The organism is Massilia sp. PAMC28688, from assembly GCF_019443445.1.
Taxonomy (GTDB): domain Bacteria; phylum Pseudomonadota; class Gammaproteobacteria; order Burkholderiales; family Burkholderiaceae_D; genus Telluria_A.
In genome coordinates this window covers 5,194,167-5,213,982 of the sequence record NZ_CP080378.1, presented here as the reverse complement: position 1 = coordinate 5,213,982, position 19,816 = coordinate 5,194,167, and the positions used below count along the sequence as shown (strand labels likewise).

The window sequence follows — 19,816 nt, the reverse complement described above, 5'->3', positions numbered from 1 at the left end:
CCGTTTTCCTGTTACCAGCTACTGCCTGAGGTCTCGCGATGTTTGACGTTATCAATCAATGTGCTCATGGCTACATTGCCATCCCGGTCATGCTGGCGTTCAAGCGGCGCGGCGTTTTCCAGTTGCTCGCGGCGCAAGACGGCGCTACTGCGGCCGACCTGGTGCGCGCGACCGGCGCCCGCGACGGGCACTTGCACGTGGCGTTGAACCTGCTTGAAGCACTGGGCTGGATCGAGCGTGACGGCGAGCGCTATCGCGCCGGCGCTGACCTGGACGCCGACAGCATTCCGGACGACATCGGTGCCCTGTACGCACAGGCGCCGGGGCACCTCCTGCAAGGCGACAGTACCTGGCTGGCGCGCTGCGCCGGGGGCTGGCATGGCGCCTCCTCACCCATGCGCGCACTGCTCGACGGCGCGGTCCTGCTGCCCTTGCTGATGGCGCTGCCCGATGGCGGCGATGGCCACGAGCTTGCCGCACCGGTGCAACAGCTGCTGCAGCAAAAGGGATGGGACGGGCAGGCCAGCCCGGCAGACCGTCATACGCTGGCGCTGGCCATGGCCCACGCGCCACTGCTGGCGGGCATGGAAGAGCGCATCTTCGGCACTGCGGCCAGCCTGCCTGGCATTGGGTGGACGCCATGCATGACGGATCCGGAGGTGGCAGCCGCGGTGGCCAGGCTGTGCGCGCTGGCCAGCACCATTTTCGATCGCGAGCCGGTCGCAGCGCAGCCGCGCTACCTGCTGGGCGCCGGCCACGCCAGCGTGCTGCGCGCGCTCTACGATCACATTGAAGCCAATACCGCGCGCGGGCGCGTGCTGGCGCAGTTCCCGCTCGCGCTGATCGCGATGGAGGGCGATGGATCCGATGGCCTGGCCGGTACGCCGCACTTGCTGGTGACCGGCGACAGCAGCGATCCAGCATCGCTTGCCGCTACGCTGGCCGGGCACGGCATAGCCCTTGACAGCGTGCTGCCGGTCCTCGATTTGCTGGGCAAGGCACGCGCCTACCGCGAGGCGCCCGGCGCCGGCGTGGATGGTGCGATCGCCACCAGCGTGGCCGCCGTGGACGGCGATGGCGCCAGCGTGACGGCGGCGCGCGCCACGGCCAGCCTGCTGCAATTCTGGCGTGCGTGGGGGGCACTGGCAGGAGGCCACGGCGTCCTGGTCGCCTCGCTGCACGGTCTTGGCCCGGCCCGCGCACGGCGCCATCCCGGCGCGCGCGGTGCCATCCTGGCCGACGCCCTGCGGGCCTTTGGCGGCCAGCACCTGGCCGAAGCCGATGTGGCGCTGCTCGCGGCCGGTCGCTGCGGCCTGTTTCCCAAGGCGGGCACACTGGCGCTCGATGCCGGGCCGTACAAGCGCACCAGCGTCATGCACCTGGAGCAGCGCGCCTACTGCATTCGTCCCGGGCGCCTGGCCGATCTGGATGCCCTGGTCGAGATTGACAATGGCTGCTGGGCCGAAGCGATGCGCATTGCACCGGCCGAATTTGCGCGCCGGGTGAGCGAGCATCCCGACGAACAGTTCGTGCTTGAAAAAGACGGCGCCGCCATTGGTGTGCTGTACACCCAGCCGATCGGCGCGCTGGATGATGTTCACCGTTCCCACTGGCGCGACATTGTCCGCGTGCGGCAGGCCGGTGGAGCGGTGCGCCAGTTCATCAGCCTCAATATCCTGCCCAGCAAGCGTGACAGCGCGCTGGGCGACCAGCTGATCGATTTCGCAATCGACTGCACCCGGGCCAGCAGCCAGTACGAGCGCATTGGCGCCGTTTCGCGCAGCAGCGGCTACCCGGCCCACCGCGCCCGGATGGCGCTGTCGGACTATATCGGCTTGCGCCGCCCGGGCGGCCAGCTGGCCGATCCCATGCTGAGCTTTCACGAAAGCCACGGCGCCAGTATCGTCGGCCTGGTTCCCAACTTCCGCGAGGAAGACGTGGACAATGATGGCTGCGGCGTGCTGGTGCATTACGATTTTGGCGCCGCCAGGCCGGTTGCCAAGCCTGCGGCGCCGCAGGTGGCCCTGCAGCCGGCCGAGGTCCAGGCCACGGTGGAACGCTTGCTGCGCACGGCCCTGGGCGAAGACGGCAGTGCTCGCGCCTTGCCGCGCACCCAGCCCTTCATGGAACTGGGACTTGGCTCCATGCAGCTATTGCATTTGCGCTCGCTGCTGAGCGAGCAGTTCGGCCAGCCGCTCGACTCGTCCTTCCTGTTTCGCCACAATACCGTCGCTGCCGTGGCGGCGGCACTGGCCCCGGCGCCTGCCGCACCAGCGCCGGCCGAGGACTGCGCGGCCCCTTCGCCGTCGGGCCAGGCCGATGGCGACGGCGAGCGCGGCGGCGCCATTGCCATCGTCGGCGTGGCGGCGCGCCTGCCCGGTGGTGGCCCGGAGGGGTTCTGGCAGCTGCTGCGCGACGGCGTCGATGCCGTGCGGCCGGTGCCGGCCAACCGCTGGTGGTGGCCGGCGGCGGCGCCTGAGGCGCGCCGCTTTGAAGCGGCCGGCTACCTGGACGACGTGGATAGCTTTGACGCGCCATTCTTTCGCATCTCGCGCGCCGAGGCCGAACTGGTCGACCCGCAGCAGCGCCTGCTGCTGGAACTGACCTGGGAACTGTTTGAAGACGCGGGCTACGATCCGCACAGCCAGCGCGCCAGCGCCACCGGGGTGTGGATCGGCGCCTGCCATTTTGACTACCGCGACATGGCCGCCAGCAGCGACACTCTGTCGGCCCATACCGCGACCGGCACCTCCGGCGCCATCCTGCCCAACCGCATTTCCTACTTCTTTGACCTCAAGGGGCCGAGCCAGCTGATCGACACTGCCTGTTCCAGCTCGCTGGTGGCCCTGCACGATGCAGCCCAGGCGCTGCGCCGCGGCGACTGCGCCCAGGCCGTGGTGGGCGGGGTCAACCTGATTTGCACGCCATCCAATACGCGCGCCTTTGCGCGCGCCGGCATGCTCTCGCCAACGGGGCGCTGCCATACCTTTGACCGCGACGCCGACGGCTACATCCGCGGCGAGGGCGCCGCCATGGTGCTGCTCAAACCACTGGCCAAGGCCCTGGCCGATGGCGACCAGGTGTACGGCGTGCTGGCCGGTTCGGCCGTCAATCACGGCGGCCAGGCCAGTTCATTGACCGCGCCCAGCCCCCAGGCCCAGAGCGACGTGATCACCCGCGCCTACCTTGATGCCGGCATGTCGCCGCGCGACGTGAGCTATGTCGAAGCGCACGGCACCGGTACCCGGCTCGGTGACCCGATCGAGATCTCGGCCCTGAAGGAAGCGTTCAGCGGCCTGCTCGGCAGCGCTGCGCCGGCCCCGGACTGGGTATGCCACATCGGTTCCGTCAAATCCAATATCGGCCACCTTGAAGGAGCGGCCGGGATCGCCGGTCTGGGCAAGATCCTGCTGGCGCTGCGCCATAAAAGCCTGCCGGGCAACCTGCACTTCAAGGCGCTCAATCCGCATATCGATTTGTCCGGCAGTCCGTTCCAGGTCGTGGCCGCGACCCGGCCCTGGGAGGCACCGGCCGGCGGGCGTGCGCGCTGCGCCAGCGTCAGTTCCTTTGGCTTTGGCGGCGTCAGCGCTCATGCGCTGGTACGCGAGTTCCAGGATACGCGGGTGACGCCAGCGGGCGGGCGCCAGATCGTGCCGCTGTCGGCGCGCAGCGATGAACAGCTGCGCCGGGCCTGTGCCAATTTGCTCGAGGTCCTGGACGGCGCCCATGCGCCGCGCCTGGAAGACCTGGCCTGGACGCTGCAGTGCGGACGCAACGCCATGCAGGCGCGCCTGGCAATCGTGGCCGGCTCCACGCAGGAGCTGGGTGCGGCGCTGCGCGCGTTTTTAGCCGGTGCCGGCAGCGACAGCACGCATTTTGGCAGTGCTGCCGCCGTGGGCGGCGACGCCGCACTGCTGGACGGCGACGAAGGCAGTGCATACGTGCGCGCCGTTCTCGCGCGCGGGGAAGCGGGCGCAGTGGCGCGCCTGTGGGCCAGTGGCGCGGCCATCGACTGGGCGCGGGTACGACCCGCAGGTTCGGGGCGCCGGGTCAGCCTGCCGACGTATCCTTTCGCGCGCGAACGCTACTGGGTGCCTGCCGGTACGGCCGCGCAGGCAGCCCTGGCGCAAGAGACCATGCATCCGCTCCTGCACCGCAACAGCTCCGACTTTGACGTGCAGCGCTATGCCAGCACCTTCAGCGGCGACGAATTTTTCCTGGCTGACCATGTACTGCAGGGCCAGCGCATCCTGCCCGGCGTGGCGTACCTGGAAATGGCGCGCGCCGCCGTAGCGGCTGCGGCAGGGATTGAAAGCGGTTGTGGCATTGTGCTGTCCGATACCGTCTGGCTGCGCCCCATCGCCGTTGGCGGCACGCCGGTCGAAGTCGACATCGAGCTGGTGCCAGGCGCCGCCGGTGACATTGTCTTTAGTGTGGGTGGCACCGATCCCGATGGCGGTCCGCGCATCGTGTACTGCCAGGGCCGTGCGACGCTCGCGGCTGCCGCCGCACCGTCCCCGGTGGACCTGGCGGCCATGCGCGAGCGCTGTGGCGAACACCAATGCACAGCGCCGGATCTGTATGCGCGCTTTCGCGCGGGCGGTTTTGCCTATGGCCCGGCCCAGCGAGCCGTAGCAGCCCTGTGGTGGAGCGGCAGCGAAGCATTGACACAACTTGCGCTGCCGGCCTGCGTGGCTGGCGGCGCCCAGGCCTTCGGCCTGCATCCCAGCCTGCTGGACGCCGCCGTACAAGGGTCGACCGCCGCGCTGGGCCTGCTGGCCAATGGCGTATTTGCGCTGCCCTATGCGATCGAGCGCGTGGCGGTGCTGGCGCCGCTCAGCCCTTCCATGTGGGCGGCCTGCCGGCGCAGCCAGGGCAGCGGCGCGGCCGTTGAAAAATTCGACATCGACCTGTGCGACGACAGCGGCCGCGTGTGCGTGGAAATGCGCGGCATGAGCGTGCGCAGCAGCGCGCCGCGCGAGGAGAAAGCTACTTCGCTGTGGCGCCGCCAATGGCGCCCGGCGGCGCTGGACAACGCAGCGGCCACGCCCGTCACGGACCAGCATCTGGTCCTGCTGTGCGGGATGGACAGCATCGATCCTGCAGCCCTGGCCCGGGCCAGCGGCGCGCGCTGCATTGCCCTCAATGCGCAGGGCACGCTGGCGGCACGCTACCAGGCATGCGCCGAACAGCTGTGGGCGCAGCTGCACGCGCTGGCCGCAAGCCGTCCCGCAGCCCCGGTTCTGGTGCAGCTGGTACTGCCGGCGGACGGCGAGGGCGCCGTGTTCGCGGGCCTGGCAGGCATGATCAAATCGGCGCGCATCGAGCAGGGGCAGCTGGTGGGGCAGGTCGTGCAGAGCTCAGCGGCGACTGGCACGGAACTGGCAGGACAGCTGCGCCAGTGCGCGGCCGCGCGCGCGGTCATGCTGCGCTGCGCCGACGGCCAGGTCATGGAAGAAGCATGGCAGGAAGCCGCGGCGCCGGCGCCGGCCGGGCTGCCGTGGCGCGAGCAGGGCGTGTACCTCCTGACGGGCGGCCTCGGAGGACTGGGCATCATGTTCGCGCGCGAGATCGCCGCCAGGGTCAAGGGTGCCACGCTGGTGCTCAGCGGGCGCCGCGCTCTGGAAGATGCAGGCCGCGCTGTCCTGGCGCAGCTGGAAACGGAAGGTGTGCGCGCCGTCTATCGCCAGGCCGACGTGGCCAGCACCACCCAGGCCAGCGTGCTGCTACGGTCAATCAAGCGTGATTTCGGCGCACTGCACGGCATTATCCATGGCGCCGGGGTGATCGAGGATGGCTTGCTGGCCTCGCGCAGTGCGCCGCGCCTGGACAATGTGTTCGGTCCCAAGGTGGCGGGCCTGGTCAACCTGGCGCAGGCCAGCGACAGCATGCTTGACTGGCTGGTGTGCATGTCGTCCACCTCGGGCGCGCTGGGCAATGCCGGGCAGGCAGACTACGGCGCCGCCAATGCCTTCATGGACCGCTACGCGGACTGGCGCAATGCCCAGTGCGCAGCAGCTGGCCAGCCACGGGCCATTGTGTCGATCAACTGGCCGCTGTGGGAGCAGGGCGGCATGGGGGTGGATGCATCCGTCTTGCGTCTCTTGAACAGCCAGGGCCTGCATGCCCTGCCGCCCGCACAAGGCATCACGGCGTTCTACCAGGCGCTCGCCAGCGACGCCGGGCAGACGCTGGTCATGCATGGTCAAGCGCAGCCGGTGCGCGCCTGGATGGCGGCCGGTGGTGCCGCTGGCCTCATCGCCGCAGCCGCCATTGCGCCGAAAGAGGTCGATAACGACGCCGCGGCGCCGGCCGCTGACGAAGGGGCACTGCGCGACAAACTGCGCCGCCTGCTGCGCGGCATGGTGGGGCGCCTGCTCAAGTCGCCCCCCGATGAACTCGACGAACAGCGCGAACTTGGCCGCTATGGCCTCGATTCGATCAGCCTGACGGAGCTGACCGCACTGGTCAACCAGCGCCTCGGCGTCGCCCTGTCGCCCACCTTTTTCTTCGAGCATCCGACCCTGAAGGCGGTGCTTGACCGCCTGCTGGCCGATTACAGCGGCGCCGTGGCAAAGGCGCTGGGCAGCACGCCGGTGGCCGCGGTGGCGCAGCAAGCGCGCAGCGCCGGGCGCTTGCATGCCACGCGCCTGGTGCCGCAGCCGTCCGAAGCGTCAGCGAAAGCGCCGGACGCGGGCGAGGCGATCGCGATTGTCGGCATGAGCGGACGCTATCCGCAGGCGCGCGACCTGGATGCGTTCTGGCGCAACCTGCGCGATGGGCTGGACTGCGTGACTGAAGTGCCGCCCGAACGCTGGAACTGGCGCGACCATTACAGCGCCGACCGTACCGAAGAGGGCCGCCACTACAGCAAGTGGGGTGGTTTCATTGAGGGCGTGGACGAATTCGATCCCCTGTTCTTTAACATCTCGCCGCGTGAGGCGCGCAACATCGACCCGCAGGAGCGCCTGTTCCTGCAGCATGCATGGATGGCGATGGAAGATGCCGGCTATACCCGCGCCGGCCTGCAGCTGCCGCGCGACGGCGACCTGCCCGGGCAGGTGGGCGTCTACGCCGGCGTGATGTACAGCGAATACCAGCTGTTTGGTGCAGAAGCCGGGGTGTCCGGACAAGGACTGCCGCTGTTCGGCAGCTTTGCCAGTATTGCCAATCGCGTTTCGTACGCACTTAACCTGCACGGCCCGAGCATGACGCTCGACACCATGTGCTCCTCGTCGCTCACTGCCATCCATGTGGCCTGCCAGGACCTCAAGCTCGGTCGGACCGACATGGCCATTGCCGGCGGCGTGAACGTCACGATCCACCCGCAGAAATACTTGATGCTCTCGGCCGGCCAGTTCATTTCCAGCGATGGCCACTGCCAGAGCTTTGGCGAAGGCGGCGACGGCTACATTCCTGGCGAGGGTGTGGGCGTAGTGGTACTCAAGCGCCTGTCGGAGGCGGAGCGCGACGGCGACACCATCTACGGCGTTATCCTGGGCAGCAGCCTGACCCACGGCGGCAAGGTGGGCGGCTATTCGGTGCCCAACCCGCAGGCCCAGAGCAGCGCCATTGCCCGCACCATGGCCGAGGCGCGGGTGGACGCCCGCCACATCAGCTACGTGGAGGCGCACGGCACCGGCACAAAATTGGGCGACCCGATCGAAATTGCAGCCCTGGCCAAGGCATTTGCCCGCTACACGCAGCAGACGGGCTACTGCCGCATCGGTTCGGCCAAGTCCAACATCGGGCATTGCGAGTCGGCCGCCGGCATTGCGGGCCTGATGAAGGTGCTGCTGCAGATGCGCCATGGCGAAATCGTCGCGTCCCTGCACGCTGACACCCTCAATCCGCATATCGATTTTGACAAGACCCCGTTTGTCGTCAACCGCAGCCTGATGGCGTGGGAGCGGCCGGTGGTGGATGGGCGCGAGGTTGACCGCATAGCTGGCCTGTCCTCATTTGGCGCGGGCGGCTCCAACGCCCACATGATCGTGCAGGAATACCGGCCGCGCGCGCCCAGCGTGCCTGCTTCGGCGGCGCAGGTCGTTTTCCTGCTGTCGGCACGTACCGCCGAACAGCTGCGCCAGAAAGCGCAGGACCTGCTGGCCTACGTGGAGCAGCAGGGCGGCGCGCTTGACCTGGCTGGCCTGGCATTCACGCTTCAGGTCGGGCGCGAGGCCATGGACGAGCGGCTTGCGATGCTGGCCAGTGACGGCGCCCAGCTGCAGGAGCGCCTGCGCGCATTCCTGGCAGGCGAGCGCGATGGCGAGGATACCTGGCACGGCCAGGTACGGCGCGGCGCGGTGGAAATGTTTGGCGATGATGAAGACATGCGCGAAGCGATCGGCAAGTGGGTCGCCCGCCACAAGTTTGGCAAGCTGCTCGAGCTGTGGGTACGCGGCCTGGATCTGGACTGGAATACGCTGTACGCAGGCGGCAAACCGGCCCGGGTGCGCCTGCCGGCCTATCCATTTGCACGCGAGCGCCACTGGGTGGACACTGCACGCCGCGGCAGCGGGCTGGCCACGGTGCTGCATCCGCTCTTGCATGCCAATACCTCGGACCTGCTGGGTCAGCGCTACAGCAGCTGGTTTGACGGCCGGGAGTTCTTCCTGGCCGACCACCAGGTGCGGCTCGATGGTCCGCTCGCCCACAAGGTGCTGCCCGCAGTCGCGTACCTGGAAATGGCCCGCGAAGCTGTCCGTCTGGCGCTGCCGGAGCAGGGCAGTGCCGTGCTGGAGATCAGCCACACGGTATGGGCAACGCCGCTGACGGTGCACGGGCGAATCAAGGTCAGTATCGCGCTGCAGGCTGGCGCGGACGGCATTGATTTCGAAATCTACAGCGAAGGAGCCGACGGCGAAGAAACCGTGCATTGCCACGGCCGCGCCGCTCCAGCCGCCGCCGCGTCCGCGGTGGTGGATCTCGACGCCGTCGCCCAGCGCGTGCAGGGCCGCATGGTGACAGGCGACGCCTTTTACGCCGCCCTGCACGAAGTGGGCCTGGAGTACGGCGCCGCGCATCGCGCGCTCCAGAGCGTGGCCACCGACGGTGGTGAAGTGCTGGCCGTCCTCGATCTGCCGCCGCAGGCCGGTATGGATGGTGCCTATCTGCTGCATCCAAGCCTGATGGACGGGGCCCTGCAAGCCTGCATGGCGCTGGCCGGGGAGCCGGGCGGCGCGCCGCAGCTGCTGCTGCCGTTTGCGCTGGAATCGGTGCGCATCGAGTCTGCCTGTCCGCCGCAGGTGAGGGCGTGGGTGCGCCATGCGCCAGGTTCCAGCGCCGGCATGTTAAAACTGGACATTGACCTGTGCGAAGAGCACGGGAAGGTATGCGTGGCCATGCGTGGTCTGACCGTGCGCCCGGTGCAGGCGGCGATGCCGGCCATTGCCTGGGCCGCGCCGGTGTGGCAGGCCGCGCCTGTGGAAGCCGCACTGCCCGTGCAGAAGCGCCATGTGTGGCTGCTCGACATGCCCGGGATCGACGCCGCGCTCATGGAACGGGTACTGGCGGCCAGCTGCCGCCATCTGGCGGCCGGTGTGCAGGGCGCCGCCGCGCGCTACCAGGTGCAGGCCGCTGCCTGCTTCGCCCAGATACAGGCGCTGCTGCAGGCAAAGCTGCAGGGACGCACGCTGGTGCAGGTGGTTGTGGCGGACCGTGGTGACGAGGTGCTGCTGGCTGGCCTGGCGGGCCTGCTGCGTACCGCGTCGCTGGAAAATCCCCAACTGGCAGGGCAACTGGTGCTGGTGGAAGCGGGCACCAGCAGCGCCGCGCTGGCGCAGCAACTGGCGCCGGAACTGGGAACGGCGGCGCTGGTACGTTACCGGCGTGGCCGGCGCGAAGTGCAGCGCTGGCAGGAGCAGCCCTGGAGCGGGGCCGGCTGGCCCGTGGCTTTCCGTGACGATGGCGTGTACCTGATCAGCGGCGGCATGGGCGGCCTTGGCCTGCTGTTCGCGCGCGAGATCCTGGCCCGCACAACAGGCGCGCAGGTCGTGCTGAGCGGACGCGCAGCGCTCGATGGCGAGCGCCAGGGACAGCTCGACGCCCTCGGTGCGGCCGGGCGCGTGCATTATCGCCAGGTGGACCTGGAAAACCCTGCGCAAGTGCAGGCCATGGTGGGCGGCATCTGCCAGGCGCTCGGACGCCTGGATGGTATCGTGCACAGCGCAGGTCAGGTGGCCGACAACTTCATTCTCAAAAAGACGGTGGCCGACTTTGCGGCCGTGCTCGGGCCCAAGGTGGCCGGTACCGTCCATCTTGACCTGGCCAGCGCGGGCCTGACCCTGGACTTCATGGTCCTGTTCTCGTCGGTGGCCTCGGCCCTGGGCAACACCGGCCAGGCCGACTACGCCAGTGCCAATGGTTTCATGGACCAGTATGCGGCCTACCGTAACGAGCTGGCCGCGCGCGGCCAGCGCCACGGCCGCACGGTGTCCATCAACTGGCCGCTGTGGGAACAGGGCGGCATGGGCGTGGATGACGCCAGCCTGGCTTACCTGCGTGAACTCGGCATGCAGCCGCTGCGGGCCGCCGAAGGTCTGCAGGCCTTTTATGGTGCCCTGGCTCAGGACCAGGCCCAGGTCATGGTCCTCCAGGGCGACGCCCGCAAGCTGCAGCGATTGCTGGCGCAAGGCGCCATGGAACTGCAAGCGGCGGCGCCTGCGAGCGCTGCCGTGGCGGCAGCAGCACCTGCGGCGGGCGGCGCACTCCAGGAACAGGCCCAGGATTATCTGCGCCGCCAGCTGTCCGCCGTGCTGCACCTGCCTGCCAGCCGGATCGACGTGCAGTCGCCGCTGGAAGCGTACGGCATGGATTCCGTTCTGGCCATGACGCTGGTGCGCATGCTGGAAAAGGATTTTGGCTCGCTGTCCAAGACGCTGCTGTTCGAGTACCAGACCCTGGCCGCGCTGGCGGACTATTTTGGGCAGGAGCATGGCGCCGTGCTGGCGGCCATGTTCGCGCGCCCGGCGTTTGCCGCCCAGCCGCAGGCAGCGGCGCCACCGGCCAGTGCGCCCGTGCTGCCGGCGCCACCGCCGCGCAGGGCGGGGCGCCTGCGCGGGCGCGACCTGCCTGCCACAGCCAGCCCACGGCGCGAGGAGCCCATCGCCATCATCGGCATGAGCGGACGCTATCCGCAGGCGCGCGACCTTGATGCCTTCTGGCGCAATCTGCGCGATGGTCTCGATTGCGTGACCGAAGTGCCCCCGGCCCGCTGGAACTGGCGCGAGCATTACAGTGCCGACCGCAGCGAGCAGGGACGCCACTACAGCAAGTGGGGCGGCTTCATCGAGGGTGTGGATGAATTCGACCCACTGTTTTTCAACATCTCCCCGCGCGAAGCGCACCAGATCGACCCGCAGGAACGGTTGTTCCTGCAGCACTCCTGGATGGCGATGGAAGATGCCGGCTACACGCGCGCCGCGCTGCAGCTGCCGCGCGAGGGTGATCTGCCGGGGCAGGTGGGTGTGTATGCGGGTGTCATGTACAGCCAGTACCAGCTGCTGGGAGCTGGTACCGGCGCCGGCGGGGCCGACCTGCCAATTTCCAGCATATCGGCCAGCATCGCCAACCGCGTCTCGTACGCACTGAACCTGCACGGCCCGAGCATGGCGATTGATACCATGTGCTCATCGTCGCTCACCGCCATTCACCTGGCGTGCCAGGACCTGCGCCATGGCCGCACCGACATGGCGCTGGCCGGTGGGGTGAACGTCACCATCCATCCCCAGAAGTACCAAACCCTGTCGGCGGGCCAGTTCATCTCCAGCGATGGGCACTGCCAGAGTTTTGGCGAGGGCGGCGACGGCTATATTCCCGGCGAAGGAGTGGGCGTGGTGCTGCTCAAGCGCCTGTCCGAAGCCGAGCGCGATGGCGACACCATCCACGGCGTGATCCTCGGTTCCAGCCTGAATCATGGCGGCAAGACCAACGGCTATACGGTCCCCAATCCACAGGCACAGAGCGGCGCGATCGCGCGTACCCTGGCCGATGCCGGCGTCGACGCACGCCACATCAGCTATGTCGAAGCGCACGGCACCGGCACCAAACTTGGCGATCCGATCGAGATCGCGGCGCTGGCAAAGGCATTTGGCCAGCACACGCAGGAAAAAGGCTACTGCCGGATTGGTTCGGCCAAGTCCAACATCGGCCACTGCGAGTCGGCCGCCGGCATCGCGGGCCTCATGAAAGTGCTGCTGCAGATGCGGCACGGCGAGATTGCGGCTTCCCTGCACGCCGCCACCCTCAATCCGCATATCGACTTTGACCAGACACCGTTCGTGGTCAACCGCAGCCTCACCAGCTGGGAGCGGCCAACGGTTGACGGGCGCCAGGTCGAGCGCATCGCCGGTCTGTCGTCGTTCGGGGCCGGCGGCTCCAATGCGCACCTGATCGTGCGCGAGCACCGGCAGCACCCTGAACACAGGCCGCAGCGCGCGGCCACGGCGGCGCAGACGGTATTCGTGCTCTCGGCCCGCACTGCCGGGCAGCTGCGCCAGAAAGCCCAGGACCTGCTCACGTACGTGGAAGGCCAGGGGGCGGCGCTGGACCTGGCCGGTGTGGCCTGCACCTTGCAGGTGGGCCGCGAAGCCATGGATGAACGGCTGGGTATACTGGCCGATGACGCAGCTCAGCTCAGGGAGAGTCTGCAAGCCTATCTGCAAGACCAGGAAGGGCAGTATCTGTTTGTCGGCAAGGCCAGACGCAGCCGCGATGGCATGGGCCTGATCAGTCAGGACGAGGACATGCAGCAGGCCATCGGCCAGTGGATCGCGCGGGGCAAGTTCGGCAAGCTGCTCGAGTTGTGGTCGCAGGGCCTGGAAGTGGACTGGAACGCGCTGTACACCAACGGCCGGCCACAGCGGGTCAGCCTGCCTGCCTATCCGTTTGCCACCGACCGTTATTGGGTGGACACGGAAGCCGGCACGGGTGCGGTGCGCAGTGGCGTGCTCCATCCGCTGCTGCACGCGAATACGTCCAGGCTCAATGAACAGAATTACACCAGCTGGTTCGACGGCCGCGAATTGTTCATGGTCCAGCGCCATGGCGCAGCCGGCCTGGCGGACGGCGGCAGGTCACTGCCCGCCGCCGCCTGCCTCGAAATGGCACGCGAGGCAATCAGCCTGGCGGTGGAGGCAATACCGGGACGCGTGCTGGAACTGGCCGAAGTGGTGTGGACCCCGGATCTGGTCACCGATGGTGCCTGTGTCCTTGGCATCGGCCTGCAGGATGCTGCCGACGGCGCCATCGAATTTGATATTTACACCATGGCCGACTCTGGCGACCAGCAGGTGATTTGCCAGGGACGGGGCGCCTATGCTGACGCCGACGCGTCCCCACTGGCCCTGACAGCGCTCGAACAGCAGATGGACGGCGGCTGGATTGGCCGGGACGCGCTCTACCTGGAGCTGCGCGGCTGGGGCCTGGATTACAGCGAGGGCCAGCAGGCGCTCGAGGGCCTGGCGCGCGGGGAAGGGCAGGCGCTCGCCCGCCTGCGCCTGCCGGCCGAAGTGGAAGCCGGAGCGGCATCGTTCATCCTGCACCCGATCCTGCTGGACGCAGCAATCCAGGCCTGCGCCATGGCGCTGGCGCCTGCTGCCATGGCTCGCCTGGCCGCCTTTGCCATCGAATCGCTGCGCAGCGTGCGTCCATGCACTGCCCAGATGCTGGCCTGGGTGCGCCTGTCACCAGGCCACGATCAGGATAGCGGCATTGTGGTCTTTGATATCGACCTGTGCGACAGCGCCGGCAATGTCTGCGTGCAGATGACGCGGGTGCAGCACCAGTGGCACACCCTGGCGGTGGCGCCCGAGGCAGAGAGCATGGCCGAACTGGCGCAGCCGGTGCCGGTTGCGTTGAAGCTGGCGGCCCTTGCGCCGGCCGCGCAGGCGCGCACGGTGGCACTGGCCAAACCGCGCGACGTGGCACTGCGCGATCCGCACGCGGCGGTGGCCTCGCTGACGCAGCCGCGCACGACGCGGGGCAAGCCGCAGCTGACGCTGGCCCCGGCCGACGCCGCGCTGCACGACGAATCCGGCGGCCCGGTCGCGTTGTTCGACCACGGCGCCGGGGTGTTCGGCGTAACGCTGGCCACTGCCGACGGCGTCAACGCGGCAAGTGCCGCGCTGCTGGAGCAGTTGATGGCCGCCCTGGCCCGCGTGCGCTCTGCGCCCGGCGCCAAGGTCCTGATGCTGCGTGGGACCGAGCAGGTTTTCCTGCGCGGGAGCGCGGACAGCTTCAATCGCGCCGCCTCGCTTGGGCTGTTTGACGCGCTCGCATCCATGCCCCAGGCCACCATTGCGGTCATGCAGGGCGACGCCACGGGCCTGGGCCTGCTGGTGGGCGCCCTGTGCGACTTCATGGTGGGCAGCAGCCAGGCCTGGTATGGTTACACCGCCGACAACGACAATACTGTGCCCGCGCTGCCCGAACTGCACCTGCTTGCCGAACGCTTTGGCCGCTCGCGCGCGCTCGACCTGGCATGCCTGGCCCGCCAGGGCAGCGGCAGCGACTTCCACGAAGCCGGTTGGACTTTCCCGGTCATGGCGCCGCAGGATGTCATGCCATTCGCCTCGGCACTGGCGCAGCGGCTGGCAGACAAACCGCTGGACGCACTGCAGCTGCTCAAGACCCACCTGGCGCGCAACCTGGCCCCGCTGGCTGCAGCGCTGGCGCCCCGCCTGCCGGCGCCGGTGCCAGTACTGGCCGATGCCGGCACCGGCGAGGAAACCTGGAGCGGATCATGGATTCGCGCGCAGGCGGCCGAGCTGCCGGACGCCAGCGGCACGGTGCTGCTGGTGACCGTGGGCGCTGCCGCAGCGGCGTCCGATGGTGCCGCGCTGCTGGCGGAGCTGTCCGCGCTGCTGGCCCACGCGGCCGGGGCGCCGCACTACCGCGCGCTGATCCTGGCCAGTGAACTCGATGGCTTCCTGGCCGTGCAGGACCGCGAAGGCGGCGCCGTGCCCGACCTGTGCCGCCAGCTGCTCGCCTTGCCGATGCCCGCCATCGCCATGCTGGACCGGGGCGCACATGGCCTGGCGTGCTTCATCGCCCAGCACTGCGACGCCTGCGTGCTGGCCGACGACGCCGTGCTGGCACTCGACGCCGCTGTGCTGCAATGGCAGGATTCCGGCCCGGCCGCGATGGCCGTGGCGGCCTGCTCGCGCCGCTTCGGTCCGGTGCTGGCACGACAGTTCCTGTTCGAGCGCCGGCTGCTCAATGCATCCGAACTGCGGCGCCACGGCGCCACGCTGGCCATTGCCCCACGTGGCCGGACCATGGACGCTGCCCTGCAGGCGGCCCGTGGCTGGGCGCGCGTGCCGGCCGACGCGCTGGCCTGGTGGCGCCAGCCGCTGTCCTTCGCCGCCCTGCACGCTGCGCCGCCCATGGCATCTGCCGCAGTGCCTGACGCAGCTCCCGGCGCCGTGGCCCTGCGCTCTGGCGCGGTGCGGGCAATCGTGCATCCGGGTGGCGTGATTGCCGTGCACATGGAGGATCGCGGCGCGCGCAACATGTTCTCCGAGGACCTGGTAGCAGGCATGACGGAGGTATTTGCCCACATCGACGCGACGCCTGCCTACCGCAGCGTGGTCCTGACAGGGTACGACAACTATTTTGCCAGCGGCGGAACGCGGGAAAACCTGCTGGCGATCCAGGCTGGCGCGGTGCGCTTTACCGACCGGCCTATCTTTGAACTGCCCCTGCGCTGCCGTCTGCCGGTGGTGGCGGCGATGCAGGGCCACGGAATCGGCGCCGGCTGGGCACTGGGCATGTTTGCCGACCTGACCCTGTTCAGCGAGCGCAGCGAATACTTCAGCCCCTACATGAACTACGGGTTCACCCCGGGCGCGGGCGCGACCCGCATCTTTGGCGAGCGCATTGGCATGGACCTGGCGCGCGAAACCATGCTCACTGGCCAGCAGTACACTGGCCGCACCCTGCGCGAGCGCGGCATGGCCTTGCCTGTGCTGCGCCAGGACCAGGTGCTAGAGGCGGCGCTGGCCATGGCACGCGCCATTGCAGGCCTGCCGCGCGGCCTGCTGATTGCGCTCAAGGACGAATTCGCAGCGGCCACGCGGGCGGCCATGGAGGACACCTACAAGCGTGAGCTCGACATGCACGAGCGGACCTTTGTGGGCAGGGACGACACGCTCGCGCGCATCCGCAGCCGCTTCGCACAGCCTGACGCTGCCGCCGTGCCGGCCACGGCTGCCCCGGTTCAGGCGCCGCTTGCGCCGGCCCGGGATGCCGGGGCTGACCTGCTGGAAGGCCTCAGGCGCCTGCTGGCGGACGAGCTGCAAATGGCGAGCGCCGACGTTGGTGAGGATATCGAGTTCATTGACCTGGGACTCGATTCGGTGAGCGGTGTGACCTGGGTCCGCAAGATCAACGAGCAGTTCGGACTGGCTATCGAGGCCACGCTCATCTACAGCCATCCGACGCTCAGGCAGTTTGCCCAGCATCTGCGCCAGCAGGCGTCAAATGTGGCGGTGCCTGCACCACAAGCGGCTCCGCCGGCGCCTGCACCTGTAGCGTCGCCCCGTATCCAGCCAGGGGCGGCGGCCGACATGCTGGCAGGCCTGCGCGCGCTGCTGGCCGACGAACTGCAGATGCGTCCCGAGGAAATTGACGACGCCATCGACTTTGTCGATCTCGGACTCGATTCCGTCAGCGGCGTGACATGGGTGCGCAAGATCAATGAGCGGTACGGCACGGCGATCGAGGCTACCCTGATCTACAGCCATCCCACCCTCAGGCAACTGAGTGCCCACCTGGCCCGGGAACTGGGCACGCTTGCGGTGCCCGCGCAGCCCGTGCAGCCCGTGCAGCAAGCCGTACCCGCGCCGGTGTTCGATTCCGTACCAGCCGCACCGGCGGTACGCCCGGCCGCGCCGTCGGCCGTGACCGGCGTTGCCCTGGCGCGCCGAAAGCGCCAGGCCACGCGGCCCGGCACCGCAGTACGCGGTGATCCGATCGCAGTCGTGGGCCTGGCTGGCCAGTTCCCGCAGGCCGCCGATGTCGACGCCTTCTGGCGCAATATCGCCGAAGGGCGCAACTGCATCACCGAGGTGCCATCCGGGCGCTGGGACAGCCGTATCTATTACCGCGAGGGCGATGCGGTGGCCGGCAAGACCAACAGCCGCTGGATGGGGGCGCTGGACGCCTACGACTGCTTCGACCCGCTGTTCTTCAATATCTCGCCCACCGAAGCGGAAAGCATGGATCCGCAGCAGCGCCTGTTCCTGCAATCGAGCTGGGACGCCATCGAGCATGCAGGCTACAACGCCCGCGCGCTTTCGGGCAGCAAGTGCGGCGTATTCGTTGGCTGCGGCACTGGCGACTACCATCAGAACAGTGCGCACGAGCGCTTGAGCGCCCAGGGCTTCACCGGCAGTGCCAGCGCCATCCTGGCCGCGCGCATCAGCTACTTCCTCAACCTGCAGGGGCCCAGCCTTGCCATCGACACGGCCTGTTCGTCGTCGCTGGTGGCCATTGCCCAGGCCTGCGACAGTCTGAACGCGGGCAATATCGATGCCGCGCTGGCCGGCGGCGTGTACGTGATGGCCGGTCCTGAAATGCACATCAAGACCGCGCAGGCAGGCATGCTGTCGGCCGATGGCCGCTGCTTTACCTTTGACCAGCGCGCCAACGGCTTTGTGCCGGGTGAAGCGGTGGCCACCGTCATGCTCAAGCGCCTGGCGGACGCCGAGCGCGATGGCGACACCATCCACGGCGTGATCCGTGGCTGGGGCGTGAACCAGGACGGCAAGACCAATGGCATCACGGCGCCCAACCCGCAGGCCCAGGCGGCGCTGCAGCGCGATGTCTACAGCCGCTTCGGCATTGATCCCGGGACCATTGGCCTGATCGAGGCGCACGGCACCGGCACCAAGCTGGGCGACCCGATCGAGGTGCAGGCACTCAAGCAAAGCTTCGGCCAGTCCGGCGCCCCGGGCCATTGCGCCCTCGGCTCGGTCAAGAGCAATATCGGCCACTGCCTGACGGCGGCCGGCGCCACCGGTTTCATCAAGCTGGTCCAGGCACTCAAGCATCGCCAGCTGCCGCCGACCATCCATTTTGAAAAGCTCAATGAGCATATCAACCTGGCCGGCAGTCCGTTCTACGTCAATGACAAGCTGCGGGCCTGGGACAGCCCCGGGCGCCAGGTGCGCCGCGCTGCCATCAGTTCGTTCGGTTTCAGCGGCACCAATGCCCACCTGGTGCTGGAAGAATACCGTGCCGAGGACCTCCCGGTACGCAAGGTGCAGCTGGTGGCAGTGGGCGAAAAATCCATCGTGCCGCTGTCGGCCAAGACGCCGGAACAGCTGCGCCAGCGCGTGGCAGACCTGCTGGCGCAGCTGTCCGGCGCGCGGCCGCTGCCGTCGCTGGCCGAGCTGTCCTACACCCTGCAGACGGGCCGCGTGCCGATGGATGAGCGGGTCGCCTTCATGGCCGGGTCGCTGACGGAACTGGTCAAGCATTTGCTGTCCTACCTGCAGGACCAGCGTAGCCAGCCGGAGATGTACCGCGGCCAGGTGAGCGCCAACAAGGGCCAGGTGGACCTCATCACGGAAGACGCCGACGTCAAGGAAAGCCTGCTGGCCACCCATCTGGCCAAGCGCCAGGTGGCCAAACTGGCGCAGCTCTGGAGCAAAGGCGTGGACCTGGACTGGAACCGGCTGTATGGCGCGGTCAAGCCGCTGCGCATCGCCTTGCCCGGCTATCCGTTTGCCCGTGAGCGCTACTGGAACAGCGCAAGCGGCGATCCGTTTGCTCACCAGGCGGCGGCCGGAGGGCCGGCCTTCCTGCATCCGCTGGTGCACGTGAACGTGTCCGACTTCACCAGCCAGCGTTACAGCGCGACCTTCAGCGGCGACGAGCCATTCCTGCTCGACCATCGGGTGCGCTTCCCGGACGGCACCGTGCACAAGGTGCTGCCGGGCGTGGCCTGCCTGGAAATGGCGCGCATGGCCCTGGCCGATGCGCTGCGCGGCGAGCCGGGCGCTCTGGAACTGTGCGACACCGTCTGGCTGCGGCCGGTGATGGTGGGGGCGCCGCGCCAGCTGTTCATCTCCCTCATGCCGCTGGCGCAGACCGGCCTGCTGGACCAGATCGAGTTCCGCATCCACAGTCTGGAAGAGGGTGAAGATATCGTGCACTGCCAGGGCCGGGCGGTGGTCCATCCGCAGCTTGGCGCCGCCAGTGCCGACCTGGAACAGGTGGCCGCGCAGTGCCGCGAAGGTGTGCTGGCGGGGCCTGCCATCTACGCGGCATTCGAGGCCATGGGCCTGCAGTATGGTCCGTCGCACCAGGGCATCGACACGCTGCTGGCCAGCGCGGACCAGGTGCTGGCCCGCCTGCGCCCGTGCGATGAAGCGGGCCAGTACGTGCTCCCTCCCGGCACCCTCGACAGCGCCCTGCAGGCCATGGTCGGCCTGGGCCTGGAAGCACATGGTGCCGGCGGCGCGCCGCTGCTGCCGTTTGCACTGGCCAGCCTGCGCATCCTGGCGCCATGCAGCGGACCAATGAGCGCATGGGTGCGGCGCGCCCCCGGCAGCGACGCGCGCGCAGCGGCGACCCATGTCGACATTGACTTGTGCGGCGCTGACGGCAGCGTGTGCGTGCAGATGCGCGGCTTCATCTGCCGCCATTTGCATGACGGCGCGGCGGCCAAAACCGCGTCCAGTATGGACGGCGCCAGGGCAGAGCAGGAGGACATGGATTTTGATACCGAGTTCTACGGATCGCTGATCGACCAGATCGCGAACGAGGAAGTTTCCATCGACGCAGCAGTAAAACTAGGATAAGAGGTTGA

General features: G+C 68.5%; 1 protein-coding gene. It reads left to right on the top strand.

The features are described from left to right. Positions 1 to 38: 38 nt before the first annotated feature. Positions 39 to 19,808 (top strand): SDR family NAD(P)-dependent oxidoreductase, encoded by a 19,770-nt coding sequence (locus KY495_RS22890; RefSeq protein WP_219881568.1) that lies wholly within the window; start codon positions 39 to 41, stop codon positions 19,806 to 19,808. The last annotated feature ends 8 nt before the right edge of the window (positions 19,809 to 19,816 follow it).

Bases quoted from the DNA above. Each gene is read 5' to 3' on its own strand.
- KY495_RS22890 (WP_219881568.1), top strand. From the start codon at position 39: ATGTTTGACGTTATCAATCAATGTGCTCATGGCTACATTGCCATCCCG.